At 53.1% G+C, this 13248-nt stretch carries 16 protein-coding genes; all 16 read right to left on the reverse strand.

Annotated features, from left to right (window positions below; all coding sequences use genetic code 11):
- Positions 1-27: 27 nt before the first annotated feature.
- Positions 28-897: a MinD/ParA family protein gene (locus tag AC0YNU_RS08970; protein WP_475755399.1), complete on the reverse strand. Its 870-nt coding sequence runs from the start codon at positions 895-897 to the stop codon at positions 28-30.
- Entirely contained in the window at positions 890-2290 is a 1401-nt protein-coding gene (flhF, locus tag AC0YNU_RS08975; protein ID WP_475755401.1) for a flagellar biosynthesis protein FlhF, read from the reverse strand. The genes AC0YNU_RS08970 and flhF overlap by 8 nt, the downstream gene beginning before the upstream one ends.
- Positions 2287-4320, reverse strand: a complete 2034-nt coding sequence (gene flhA / locus AC0YNU_RS08980; RefSeq protein ID WP_475755403.1) for a flagellar biosynthesis protein FlhA — start codon at positions 4318-4320, stop codon at positions 2287-2289. The genes flhF and flhA overlap by 4 nt, the downstream gene beginning before the upstream one ends.
- A 29-nt stretch (positions 4321-4349) precedes the next feature.
- Positions 4350-5441 carry a flagellar biosynthesis protein FlhB gene (gene flhB, locus AC0YNU_RS08985; protein ID WP_475755405.1) on the reverse strand — a complete coding sequence of 364 codons (1092 nt, stop codon included), beginning with the start codon at positions 5439-5441 and terminating at the stop codon, positions 4350-4352.
- Between the two features lie 116 nt (positions 5442-5557).
- Positions 5558-6346, reverse strand: a complete 789-nt coding sequence (fliR, locus tag AC0YNU_RS08990; RefSeq protein ID WP_475755407.1) for a flagellar biosynthetic protein FliR — start codon at positions 6344-6346, stop codon at positions 5558-5560.
- Between the two features lie 12 nt (positions 6347-6358).
- Positions 6359-6628 (reverse strand): flagellar biosynthesis protein FliQ, encoded by a 270-nt coding sequence (gene fliQ / locus AC0YNU_RS08995; RefSeq protein ID WP_475755409.1) that lies wholly within the window; start codon positions 6626-6628, stop codon positions 6359-6361.
- A 24-nt stretch (positions 6629-6652) separates the two neighbouring features.
- On the reverse strand, positions 6653-7411 hold the full coding sequence (gene fliP / locus AC0YNU_RS09000; RefSeq protein ID WP_475755411.1) for a flagellar type III secretion system pore protein FliP: 759 nt from the start codon (positions 7409-7411) through the stop codon (positions 6653-6655).
- Positions 7408-8013 carry a flagellar biosynthetic protein FliO gene (locus AC0YNU_RS09005; protein WP_475755413.1) on the reverse strand — a complete coding sequence of 202 codons (606 nt, stop codon included), beginning with the start codon at positions 8011-8013 and terminating at the stop codon, positions 7408-7410. The genes fliP and AC0YNU_RS09005 overlap by 4 nt, the downstream gene beginning before the upstream one ends.
- Positions 8014-8026: 13 nt before the next feature.
- Positions 8027-8389 (reverse strand): response regulator, encoded by a 363-nt coding sequence (locus AC0YNU_RS09010; protein ID WP_091218732.1) that lies wholly within the window; start codon positions 8387-8389, stop codon positions 8027-8029.
- Positions 8390-8409: 20 nt separating this feature from the next.
- Complete coding sequence (gene fliY, locus AC0YNU_RS09015; RefSeq protein ID WP_475755416.1) at positions 8410-9654, reverse strand: flagellar motor switch phosphatase FliY; 1245 nt, start codon at positions 9652-9654, stop codon at positions 8410-8412.
- Entirely contained in the window at positions 9644-10645 is a 1002-nt protein-coding gene (gene fliM, locus AC0YNU_RS09020; protein ID WP_475755418.1) for a flagellar motor switch protein FliM, read from the reverse strand. Before fliM ends, fliY begins: the two co-directional genes overlap by 11 nt.
- 43 nt (positions 10646-10688) lie before the next feature.
- Positions 10689-11174 (reverse strand): flagellar basal body-associated FliL family protein, encoded by a 486-nt coding sequence (locus AC0YNU_RS09025; protein ID WP_475755420.1) that lies wholly within the window; start codon positions 11172-11174, stop codon positions 10689-10691.
- Positions 11174-11398, reverse strand: coding sequence for a flagellar FlbD family protein (locus AC0YNU_RS09030; protein WP_475755422.1), 225 nt, complete (start codon positions 11396-11398; stop codon positions 11174-11176). Before AC0YNU_RS09030 ends, AC0YNU_RS09025 begins: the two co-directional genes overlap by 1 nt.
- Before the next feature lie 56 nt (positions 11399-11454).
- Positions 11455-12282, reverse strand: a complete 828-nt coding sequence (gene flgG / locus AC0YNU_RS09035; protein ID WP_161696749.1) for a flagellar basal body rod protein FlgG — start codon at positions 12280-12282, stop codon at positions 11455-11457.
- A gap of 119 nt (positions 12283-12401) precedes the next feature.
- A complete protein-coding gene (locus AC0YNU_RS09040; RefSeq protein WP_475755425.1) occupies positions 12402-12776 on the reverse strand; it encodes a TIGR02530 family flagellar biosynthesis protein in 375 nt (124 codons plus the stop codon).
- A complete protein-coding gene (locus AC0YNU_RS09045; RefSeq protein WP_475755427.1) occupies positions 12769-13230 on the reverse strand; it encodes a flagellar hook capping FlgD N-terminal domain-containing protein in 462 nt (153 codons plus the stop codon). Before AC0YNU_RS09045 ends, AC0YNU_RS09040 begins: the two co-directional genes overlap by 8 nt.
- Positions 13231-13248: the final 18 nt, after the last annotated feature.

Here is a 13248-nt window from a genome sequence, read left to right on the forward strand (position 1 = left end):
ACGCAAGCCCCCTCTAACTCAAAGGTTTTAAGATCGTTTAAACATGCGCTGTAGGAACCCTTTGACTCCGCTGTTTGCGGATACGGTAGAGCTGGGAACTTCCGCGAATCGATAAGCGATTTCGTTTATGGATCGGGCAGCCTCCGTGGCAGGAAAAGCGATCGCGAACGGAATTTGCCGCTTGACGGCTTTCGAGACGTTGGGATCGTCCGGCAGGATGCCGAGTACCGGCAGGTCGAGTTCCAGAAACCGCCGGGCGACAAGACCGATTTTCTCGGCCGTCGCCTTGCCCTCCCTGTCGTCCGTTGCGCGATTGACAACGAGCTTGAAGTTCACGTCCTGCTCCATTGCCGTGACCATTTTGATCAGCGCGTACGCATCCGTGATGGAGGTCGGCTCCGGCGTCGTAACGACGATCGTTTCCTGCGCGGCGGCGATGAACTTTACCGTTTCCTTGGATAACCCTGCACCGGTGTCGAACAAGATGACGTCGTATTGTCCGTGCAGCCTGCCGATTTGCTCCGCAAAGAAGTTAAGCTGAGACGGTGACAGATCTAGAAGGTCCTTGAATCCGGAGCCTCCGGCGATAAAATGCACCCCCTGCGGCCCCTCCTGGATAATCTCCCAGATGGTCTTCTCTTGTTTTAAGAGATGATAGAGATTATAAGTAGACGTAATGCCCATCAGCACGTCGATGTTGGCCATGCTCATATCCGCGTCGAACAGCAATACCTTCTTGCCGAGCCGGGATAAAGCAAGCGCAAAGTTCAAGCTGAAATTCGATTTGCCTACGCCGCCTTTACCGCTCGTTACGGCAATGATGCGGGTCGTGCGGCCCTCGCCTCTCAGCTCTTGATTACGGACCAAATGCCGAAGCGCCTCTGCCTGATCATTCATGGCCATCCCCCAGAAGCTGCGAGACATACGCGGATGCCTGGAACGCAGAGATGTCATCGGGAACGGTTTGGCCATTCGCGATGAAGGTCGGCTTCAAGCCATGCTCCAACGCCAGGTTCAGAACGGCGCCGACAGCACTCGTCTCGTCTTGCTTCGTATACAGGACGCGATCGATGCCGAATTTGGCAAAATTGTCCGCAACCGCGGACATGTCGCTGAACTTGCCCGTCAAGCTGAGAACGAGGAAGGTCTCGGATTGACTCCCCGTCTGAAGCAAGCTGTTAACTTCCGATACATACAGCTCATTGCGGAAGTTGCGCCCTGCCGTATCCATGAAGATCAGCTCTCTATCTTCCAAAGCCTTGAACGCCCGCGCTACTTCCGAAGGCGAGAACACAACCTCGAGCGGCACGTTCAAAATCGTGGCATAAGTGCGGAGCTGATCGACTGCCGCGATCCGGTACGTATCCGACGTGATTAAGCCGACCTTTCGCCCAGCCTTCAAGGTTTGTTCGGCAGCCAGCTTCGCAATGGACGTCGTCTTGCCGACGCCGGTCGGACCTACGAAGTGAATGACTCTCGTGTCCCTCGCGATCGTGAAGCCTTCAAAGTCTCGAAGCCATTCAATGAGCGTCTGTTCGGCCAGCTTCCATACCTCTGCCCGGCTCGGAACATGCTGTTCAGCCTCGGCATGAATCATCTCCAGCTCCGTCAACACCGTATCGATTAGCCGCTCGATCCATGGAAGGCTGACCTCCTGCTCCTCTAACCGTTCAGCAAGCGATTGAAGGGCTTCGGGCCTGGAATCCAGCTGCTGCTGCTTGGACATGCGCATAATCCATTGTTTCATGTCTCGTATTTCTTCCATTAAAGCATCTTCGGCAATGCGCGGCTTGCGCTGCTCCATACTTGCACCCGCCGAAGAAGCGGCTTGTCGTGTCTTGGTCTCGGCGACCTCGGCCGATGAGCCTGCAGCGGTTTGCGCGGTGGCCGTACGCGCGGCGTACACGGCAGCAGGGGCTGCGCTGCCGGTAAAATTCGGCTCAGGAGCGAGTACAGCTGACGCTGCCTGCCTGGCAGCCGGGGTTGGCGCAGGAGCCTTCTCCCGGCCGGCGACAGCCGCGGACAACGTCGCAGCCATCGTTGCCGCTGCCTCAGGCGATATTGCCGGCTTCGAAGACGGAGACGCCGGTCTAGCCGACGGTGTCGCGCGTTCATTGCCGTTTGTCTCCACGGCCGCGATGACTTCCGTCTTCTTCTTGCCGAACATGCCAAGAAATCCGCCGATGCGAATTTCTTTCGTATTTAATATGACGGCATCAACTCCGAGTTCGCTTCGAATCATGGGCAGTGCCTCAGGCAGCGCATTGACGACGTATCGCTTTACCTTCATAAATTCACCACTCCAATGCTCTGAACTTCGACGCTTGGTTCAAGCTCGCTGTAAGACAGGACCGGAATATCCTGCATCGTCCGTTCCACGATTTGACGGAGATACATGCGGATCGTCGGAGATGCCAGTACAATCGGCTGGTTGCCGGATTGCAGCTGCTTGTTCACCTGCTCGTTCAGCTTCTGATAGATCGTCTGCGACGAAACCGGATCGAGCGCCAGATAGCTGCCCTGCTCGGAGCTTTGGACGGATTCCGCGATCTTCTTCTCAAGGGATGGCCCCACCGTGATGACGCGAAGCGTATCTCCCTGATTCGAAAATTGCTGCGTAATTTGCCTGGATAGCGCTTGACGAACATATTCTGTCAAAATATCGGGATCTTTCGTGTAGGTACCATGGTCGGCCAGCGCCTCGAAGATCGTCACCATATCGCGGATCGAAATCTTCTCCCGAAGCAGCTTGGACAACACCTTCTGAACATCGCCGACATTCAGTATGGACGGAATTAGTTCATCCACGAGCGCAGGATAGGATTCTCTAACATTATCGATCAGCGCTTTCGTCTCCTGACGTCCGATGAGCTCATGCGCATGACGCTTAACAAGCTCTGTCAGATGCGTCGCGACGACGGAAGGCGGATCCACGACCGTATACCCCGTCAATTCGGCGCGCTCTTTCGTCGACTCGTCGATCCACATGGCCGGGAGTCCGAAGGCCGGTTCAACCGTTTCGATACCGACGATGCTGTCGTCATCGAAGCCCGGGCTCATCGCCAAGTAGTGGTTGAGCAGAAGCTCGCCGCGGGCGACGGTGTTGCCTTTGATTTTGATGACGTATTCGTTCGGCCGCAGCTGTATGTTGTCCCGAATGCGGATAACCGGAACGACCAGCCCCAGCTCTAGCGCGCATTGCCTGCGAATCATGATGATTCGATCGAGCAGATCGCCGCCTTGCTGCTGGTCTGCCAACGGAATGAGGCCATAACCGAATTCGAATTCGATCGGATCCACCTGCAGGAGGCTGATGACGCTCTCCGGACTCCGGACCTCCTCGATCTCCTGTTCCTCCACGAGAAGCTCCTCGGCATGCAGCTGTTTATTGAGGTTCACTTGCATCCGGTAGCCGGAGAAAACCATCAAGGCAGCGAAAGGCCAAGTGGCGAATATGCCGATCGGCGTCATGATTCCGAGCAAACCAACCGTTCCTGCTACGATGTACAGCAATTTCGGATAGCGGAACAGCTGCGCGGTGAGATCCTCCGCCAGATTGCCGTCGGACGCGGCGCGCGTCACGATAAGCCCTGTAGCGGTCGAGATCAGAAGCGCCGGAATTTGGCTGACCAGCCCGTCGCCGATGGTCAAGATCGAGTACGTGGTCAACGATTCCGAGAATGACATGCCATGCACCGACATGCCGATGATGAAACCGCCGATGAGGTTAATGAACAGAATGATGATGGAGGCGATGGCATCCCCTTTTACGAATTTGCTCGCACCATCCATGGAGCCGTAGAAATCGGCTTCCCGTTCGATTTTTTGCCGACGTTCCTTCGCCTGCTGTTCGTTGATCAGACCGGCATTCAAGTCGGCGTCGATACTCATCTGCTTACCTGGCATAGCGTCGAGCGTAAAGCGGGCAGCAACCTCGGCAACGCGCTCGGAGCCCTTCGTAATGACGATAAACTGCACGACGACGAGGATGAGGAAGACGACGAAGCCGATGGCGATCTGCCCGCCCGCTATCCAGTTGCCGAACGTTTCAACGACGGATCCGCCTTCTGCTTTCTGCAAAATATTCCGAGTGGTCGACAGGTTAAGCGCCAGCCGGAATAAGGTCGTGATGAGCAGCAACGCTGGAAAGATCGAGAATTGCAGCGCATCCTTCGTATTCATCGAGATGAGCAAAATCATCAGCGCGGCGGAGATGTTAATGATGAGCAGCACGCTCAACAGCGGAGTCGGAATCGGAATCACCATCATCAGCACGATGCCGATAATTCCAATCAGTATGGTTAAATCTCTTGGCTTCATGACGTTCCTCCTCCACCTAGCATGGGACGTTATTTCACTTTGTTTTTAAGCTTATATACATATGCCAGTACTTCAGCCACAGCTTGGAACAAATCGGCCGGAACTGTATCGCCAATCTCCGTCCGTTCGTACAAGGCTCTGGCCAGCGGCCTGTTTTCCATCATTATGACTCCGTGCTCCTTCGCCATGTCTTTGATCCGAAGAGCTACGAAGTCCATCCCCTTGGCAATGATCGTCGGCGCTTCCATCGTTTTGCCGTCGTACTGCAGCGCGATTGCAAAGTGCGTCGGGTTCGTAATGACCACGTCCGCCTTGGGCACCTGCTGCATCATGCGCTGGAGTGCCATTCTGCGCTGCCGTTCGCGAATCTTGCCTTTGATCAGCGGATCACCTTCGGATTTCTTATATTCGTCCTTGATGTCCTGCTTCGACATCCGCAGGCTTTTCTCGTGTTCATACCGTTTGTAGAAGTAATCGAATACGGCGAGCGCGACGAGAATGGCGCCGATCTCCAGGCCAAGCTTGACGGTCACGCTGGCAATGAAGGGAAAGATCTCTTCGACGGGCACGGAGGCAAGCCCTAGTATGCGGTCTCGTTCCTTCATGATCGTCACATAGACGATCAAACCGATCAGGAGCAGCTTCAGGATGTTTTTCACGAATTCGACGACGGAATGCATGGAGAAAATGTTTTTGAAGCCTTTGACCGGATTGATTTTATCGAATTTCATTTTGAGCGGCTCGCCCGTAAACAAAAGGCCGATTTGCAAATAGTTGCCCAGCAGCGCGATAAGCATGGCGATGAAGAAGATAGGCAATAAGAGCATGAAGCCCTGCATCATAAGATCGGAGAACAACGTGATGATGTTCGCCGTCGTCACTTCCATCAGCAGCTTTTGTTCGAAAAGCAGGCCGAACATTCGAAGAAGACGTACTTTATAGTAACCGCCCAGCATAATGAAACTGAAGAAGACAACCAAGAGGATTAATGCGGCCGGAAGCTCCTGACTCTTCGCTAGCTGCCCTTTCTTACGCGCCTCCTGCCGTTTCTTTGGCGTTGCACGCTCCGTTTTTTCCTGCGAGAACATCTGAAGATCGAGCGTCCAACGGTAGTTCGTCATCACGTGAGCCTCCTACTCAAGGTGAAACGGCTGTCGCGTCCAATAAGCGGCGCGGCGCGTTTCATTCCGAAGAAATATAAGATGAAGGATAAGCGGCGCTTAACCTTTCTCATATTTTAAGTTGCAGGACCTTGCAGGATCGATAATAGTTTCTGCATTGCACTGAACATCTGTTCGAAAATATGTTCGTACAGCGTCACGAGTCCCGGCATCAAAATCGCCAGGATCAGAAAGCCGACGAGAATTTTGATCGGCATGCCAATCACGAACACGTTGTATTGCGGGGCCGTACGCGCCAGCAAGCCCAGTCCGGCATCGGTCAAGAACATGGCCACGACTAGCGGCGCCGACATTTGCAGGGCTAACATGAACGTCTGAGCGAACATGCCCGTAAGGAAGTTCGATATGCTGCCGCTCTTAACGTGCAAGAACAGCGTATTCGACAGCGGAATCCAATCGTAGCTTTGCAGCAGCGCCGAGAGTAAATAATGATGTCCGTTGATCGATAAGAAGACGAGCGTTGCAATCATGCCTTTGAAATTGCCAGTCAGCGGAGCGGAAGCTCCCGTCATGGGGTCGATGATGTTCGCCATCCCGAAACCCATTTGCATATCGATCAAGCTGCCTGCGGTATTGATGATCGTGAAGAACAGATAAGCGGTGAAGCCGAGCAGCGCTCCCGCCAGAATCTCGCGGAAGATCGCTAGTATGTATTCTGCGTCCGGCACGATCGATTGCTTCAACCCATACGTCAGAAAGACCAGAAAGGAAACGAAAAAGCAGAAACCCAGCTTAAACGTAGTCGGCACGTTTCGAGTCGAAAAGATAGGCGCAACGACGAAAAATGCTGTAATTCGACAAAAAATAAGCAAAAAAATAGGGAACCCTTGAAGAAACAACTCCATCGATCCACAGCCCTATCCGATGTATTTATACAAGTTATTCAGCAGGTTGTAAGTGAAATCGACCAGCGTGTTCAATATCCATGGACCAAATAACAAGATGGACAGCAGTACTGCTGCCACTTTCGGAACGAATGCCAGCGTCTGCTCCTGGATTTGCGTGGTGGCTTGAAATATGCTGACGATCAAGCCGACGACCAGACCCACGATAAGCATCGGCGCGCTGGCTTTTAATACCGTATATACCGCCTGTCCAGCCAAGGCGATGATGAAGTCCGAACTCATTATTGCACTCCTCTCCGGCAGGGGCTATGTCGTGTTAAAACTGAGCAACAACGACTTGATGACGAGATACCAACCATCTACGAGGACGAAGAGCAATATCTTGAACGGCAGCGAAATCATGACTGGCGGCAGCATCATCATGCCCATCGCCATGAGCGTACTGGCCACGACCATGTCGATGATGAGGAAAGGAATAAAGATCATAAAGCCCATTTGGAACGATGTTCGAAGCTCGCTTAAGGCATACGCGGGAACCATGACGGTAATCGGGATGTCCTTGTACGTTTTGGGCTGTTCCGCTTTCGTATATTTCATGAACAAGTCCAAGTCTTTCTCGCGCGTTTGGTTAAACATGAATTTCTTCATCGGCTCTGCCGCTTTGCCAAGCGCCTGCGTCTGCGTCAGTTCGCCTTTCAAGTAAGGCTGAAGCGCCACGTCGTTGATCGAGCTGATCGTCGGTGCCATGATGAAGAAGGTCAGAAACATCGCAAGTCCGATCAATACTTGGTTCGGCGGCATCGACTGCGTGCCTAGCGAGGTGCGAACGAAACCGAGTACGATCACGATCCGCGTGAAGCTTGTCATTAACACCAGGATACCCGGCGCAACGCTTAGCACGGTGATTATTAATAGAAGCGATAGAGCGCTCGTGCCGGGCTGATCGCTTCCTTCGCCGCCGATGCTTACGCTGACATTCGGAAGCGGTTCTGCAAAAGCATGCCCATGGAGCAACAGCCCGAGTGCTTGCAGCGCCAAAACCGTTAGTATGATTTTTTTGTTCATTCGTCCAACAACCGATCATTGTGATTTTGATCTCTAAGCAGCTCTTCGACTTTCTGTTTCTGATCCGCTTGCCGCTTCATGCCGTTGCTAAGCAGCTCCTTGAAGGAAACGGTCGATGATGACCATGGTTCCTCGTTCGGCTCGGATGACGGTTGTTTATTGCGGAATTTCCCTAGAAAGTCCGATAGCGCCGGCGGGCTCCACGTTCGGCTCGCCTGCTGCTCGATGGCCTCCATGATGGCTGCGGCGGCTTCGGGATCCACGATCTTGTCGAGCAGCGTGATGTCCTCGCCGACTCCGACAACATAGATGCGGCCCGAGAGCTCCACAACTTGAAGCGATTTGTTCTGACCGAGCGGAATGCCACCGAGCGAGCGAAGCGATCTCGTGGTGCCCCAACCGCGGTTGCGGCTGGCCAGCCACTTAATCAGCAGAACAATCAGTCCGATGACAATCAGGAGCGCGACGATGACCCAGATCAGATAGCCGATGCCTGCACCGACCTCCGGTTTGCCTTCGTCATTGCCGCCCGCTGCCGATGCAAGACTTGCTGTCGTTAGCCAGCCGAAGACCGCTAGTCCAGCAAGTCGATATACGTTCAAAGCTTTCATCCTCTTAACCTAGCGTTTTCTTAATCGCTTCAATGACGCGGTCAGCTTGAAAAGGCTTCACGATGAAGTCTTTGGCACCGGCTTGAATCGCATCGATAACCATGGCCTGCTGCCCCATCGCGGAACACATGATGACTTTGGCATTGCCGTCGAGCTTCTTGATCTCTTTAAGTGCGACGATGCCGTCCATCTCCGGCATCGTGATATCCATCGTGATCAGGTCCGGCTTCAATTCTTTATATTTCTCGATTGCTTGCGCGCCGTCCTGAGCTTCCCCTACTACTTCATAGCCGTTCTTTGTCAAAATATCTCGAATCATCATTCTCATAAATGCTGCGTCATCCACGATCAAAATGCGGTTTGCCATTGCTTCTTCCCCCTAAGGTGTTATTGTAACTTTTGGATGCGATCCCATTGGCTCACGATGTCCGTGACACGAACCCCGAAATTCTCATCAATAACGACAACTTCTCCCTTGGCGATCAGCTTGTTATTGACTAAAATATCCACCGGTTCACCTGCCAGCTTGTCCAGCTCAATAATGGAACCTTGCGACAATTCAAGAATATCTTTGATTTGTTTCTGAGTTCTTCCTAATTCTACTGTGACCTTCAACGGTATGTCGAGCAATAAATTCAAATTCGATTCGTCGGGCTGAACGTAAGGCGTGCCTTGGAAATTCGCGAATTGCACAGGCTGCACGTTCACGTTTCGATTCGGCATTCCGCCGAAGGTTTGCGGTCCGCTTTGCGGTGCCGAAGCATATTGCGGCGCCGGTGGCTGCATGTAGGCTGCAGGCGGTGCGGCAGGCGCTGGCGGCGGTGTAGCAGGTGCCGGTGGCGGCGTATGTACAGGAGCTGAAACAACCGGTTCCGCGTATGCGGCTGCAGGCGCGGGCACCTGAACGGCTGCAGGAGCTGCAGCTGCGGCAGGTTCTGACGTTCCGCCCATCAGCGAGTCTACCATTTCTTTCGCGAACGAAATCGGCAGCAGCTGCATGATGGTCGAATCGATCAGATCATCGATCGTCAAACGGAATGAAACTTTGATAAACATATCGTCGGATGGCAGCTTCTCCACGCCTGATCCGTTCGCAACGTCAAGAATGTCGATGCCCGGTGGCGAAATATTGACGAAACGGTTGAAGAGCGTCGACATCGATGTTGCCGAAGACCCCATCATTTGATTCATCGCTTCTTGCACGGCGCTGATATGAATCTCGTTCAGCTCCGAACCTAGCAGCTTTCCTTCGCCGCCGAGCATAAGATCTGCAATTGTCTGCGCATCCTTCGTCTTGATGACGAGCGAGTTGATGCCTTGGAAGCCTTCCACGTAGCTGACGGAGACGGCAACATGCGGTTTCGGGAATTCTTCGTCCAGCTCGTTTCGCTTGATCAACGATACCGTAGGCGTCGTAATATCGACTTTACGGCCGAGCAGCGTCGACAAGGCCGTAGCCGCGCTTCCGAACGTGATGTTTCCGATTTCTCCCAGTGCATCCTGCTCGATCGAGCTGAGGTAGCCATTCAATTCCTGCCCACTGCTGGCCGGCTCCTGCATATCGGATTCATCGGAAGATTGACGCAGCAAGGCATCGATTTCTTCTTGCGATAAGTAATCTTTACTCGTCATACTCTTCGTCCACTCCTTCGGTGAGAACTTCATTGATTTGAACGGCCATGCGATCTTTGACCGACCCGGGACTGCCTGAGAACTTCAGCTTGTCCCCGACTTTAATATCAAGTCCTTGATCGATTGATTTATTCAATGAAATGACATCCCCAATCGCAAGACCCAAAAACTCGCGAATCGAGATGCTGGAGCTTCCCAGCTCGCATACGATCGGCAGCTTCGCCTTGCTAACGCGCTGCTTCAATACTTCTATTTCCTCCGGCGCTCTCGTCTTCTTCTGCGAGACGAACCAATGGTGCACGGACAACCGCGGCATGATCGGTTCAATGACGACATGCGGGATACATAAGTTGATCATACCGGTCGTGTCGCCGATTTTGGTGCTCAAGGAAATGAGTGCGATGGTTTCGTTCGGCGATACGATCTGCATGAACTGCGGATTCGTTTCCAGCGCTTCAAGACGCGGCTTGATATCGATGATCGTTTTCCACGCTTCCTGCAGGCTTTCGAACGTACGGCTGAAAATCCGTTCCATGATCGTCGTTTCGATTTCCGTCAACGTCGTGATTTTGGAAGGAGCCAGCCCTTGGCCGCCCAGCATGCGGTCCACCATGGCATAAGCAATGTTCGGGTGAACTTCGAGCACCATGCGGCCTTCCAGCGGCTCGGCCTCGAAAATGTTCAAAATCGTCATTTTCGGAATGGAGCGGATAAATTCGTCATACGGCAGCTGTTCGACCTGAACGACATTTATTTGAACAAATGTGCGAAGCTGCGCTGAGAAATAAGTGGTCAAGTATCGCGCGAAGTTTTCGTGAATCCGCGTCAAGCTTCGGATATGATCCTTCGAGAAACGAACCGCGCGTTTGAACTCGTACACGCGTATCTTCTTCTGCGTATCTTCCTTCTTCAATTCCTCCGCATCCATCTCACCGGAGGACAACGCAGCGAGCAGCGCGTCAATCTCGTTCTGCGACAAAACATCAACCATTTTTCTCACCCCCTTCAAAGGAATGCGGCATTGTCTAAGATGATTACAGCTTCGTAACGATATAATCCGTTATTTCGACTTTAATGAGTTTGCCGCCTTCCGGCAGCTCAGGATTTATCAAATTAAGCAGTTCTGCGCACAGCTTGTCTTTTCCCTGCGAGCCGTTGATTTCCTCCAGCTTCATGTCAGAAAGCGTACGAATAATGATCGGCTTGATTTGGATGTCCTTGATCTTGTCGAAATCCTTCTTCGTCGACTTCTTATCCAGCTGAAAAGCAAAGCCAAGAACTGCAACGTAATCAGGGTCCACTAAGTTCGTTTGAATCTTCTCGATCGTGCTGGTCAGATCGACGCGTTTATCCGCTGTGAGCTTGACCGCCGTGACGGCTGCCGCATCTTTCTCGGCATTGGCTGCTGTATTCTTCGCGTCGTCGTCCCCCATGACGGAGTTGTACAAAATAACGGCAACGATCGCAATCAGGGTAATAGCGAGCAAAATGGTAATCAACCATGGCAGCATTTTCTTCATTAGGATGTTCCCTCCGTTTGATCACTCTTTAAGGTCGCCGCATAGACGCCGATCGAGCGAAGATAGGACTGTATGGAGGAAATGACGTCGTTTGCTTTCTCCAACACCAGTATTTTCTTACCTGTCGTGAGCGTAATCAAGGTATCAGGCGTTTCTTCGACCAATTCGATAAGCAGCGCGTTGAGATGTACGGTCTTTCCGTTCAAACGCGTCACGGCGATCATAAGCTTCCTCCTTCACCTGGCGGAGAGGCGGCTGGCGCCCCTCCTCGGCTGTTTACCTATCTCTTGAGATTAACGACCTCTTGCAAAATTTCGTCCGAAGTCGTGATGATACGGGAGTTCGCCTGGAAACCGCGCTGCGCGACGATCATTTCCGTGAACTCGGAAGTCAGATCCACGTTGGACATTTCCAATTGACCGGCGATGATGGCGCCTGTTCCCGCTTCCGGATCGCCTGCTGTCGTCAGCGTTATTTCGCCGTCGATGTTTGCGTTAGGCGTCATGCGATACAGATTGCCACCGATCTTCTCGAGGCCGTTCGGATTCGTAACCTTCACGATGCCGAGTTGAATGCCCGTCGCTGTGCTCGTGCCGTCGGCGCCGATCGAGATGATGGAGCCGTCCTGCGAAATCGTAAAGGCTTTGACTTCTGCCGGATCAAGCGTAATCGGTCCGCCGTTGGAATCCAGGACGAACATGCCGTCGCCGTTCACTAGTTGCCCTGCCGCATCCAGCGTAAAGTTGCCGGCGCGAGTCAGGTATGGCGATTCGCCACCGTCGCCGTTCGGCGATACGGCGAAGAATCCGTCGCCGTCGATCCGAACGTCGGTCGGCACGTTCGTCGTCATTGCGCTGCCCGGGGTGTGGATCGTATCGATCGATGCGATTGCGACGCCCAGACCGACTTGCTTCGCGTTCACGCCGCCCGTCGTTCCTTCTTCCGGACGGGTAACGCCGGAAACGGTTTGACTCAGAATATCCTTGAACATGACGCGGCCAGCCTTAAAGCCGACCGTATTTACGTTAGCGATGTTGTTGCCGATTACGTCCAGCTTCGTTTGAAAGCCGCGCATACCGGAAACACCGGAGTACATAGATCTTAACATTCGATTGACAACCTCCTGCGGGTATAAGTCATGGTAACGAATTGCATGCAGCATCGTTCGGCGGAGCCGTTTCCGTCGATCCACGGCTCCCAGCTTCCTATAAGCAGGTCCGGCCGTCGTTACGAAACAATCACTGCACTGTCGATCTGAGTGAATACGTTGCCCTGCATGGCGTTTCCATCCATCGCCGTGACAACGGTCCGGCTTGGTACGTTCACGATCATTGCGATGTCTCGGTACACGACCAGCGAATCCTTCGCGCCTTTGGCGGCGGCTTGGTCGATAGCGTTGCCGATCTTTGCCAAGGCTTCAGGCTTGAGCGTAATGCCGCGCTGAGCGATACGCTGCTCGGCATGCTGGCTGAACTTGAGCACATTGCGATCGAGCACTTCTTTAAAGGAAGCGGAAGCTGCCGATTGTTCCGGTTGAACCGGTTTGCGAAGCTGCGTGGTCGCGGTCAGACTTAGATGTCCGATTTTCATGACGTCATCCATTGTCCGGTTCACCGCCTTCGACTTGCTCGCCGATCGAAACGATGTCTTTCAGGTCGATATCCACATTCCCGACGCGCGCGTATTGCACTTTGTCTTTAATGACGATGGAGTCTACCACGCCATTCTGAGGAATCATCTCTCCGGTCTCGGAGTAGTCGTACCATTGCACGTTTTTGCCGATCATCGTGGAAGCCATTCCCAGATTCTGGCGGAGGGCTGTAAGCTGATCCGACATATTCACGAGCTGCTCGACCGATGAGAACTGCGCCATTTGCGCAATAAAGTCTTTATCCTGCAATGGCTGCATCGGGTCCTGGTTCTGCAGCTGGGTTACGAGGATGCGCAGAAAATCATCCTTACCCATGGAAGTATCCTCGGGTTTATTGGCCGCTGCCTGTACGTTGCTGGCGCTGTAATAAGGCCATACATTGGTGGTCGAAACGCGATCTGCCATGTAATCTCGTCACCTCCG

This window comes from Paenibacillus sp. J31P316, assembly GCF_056269105.1.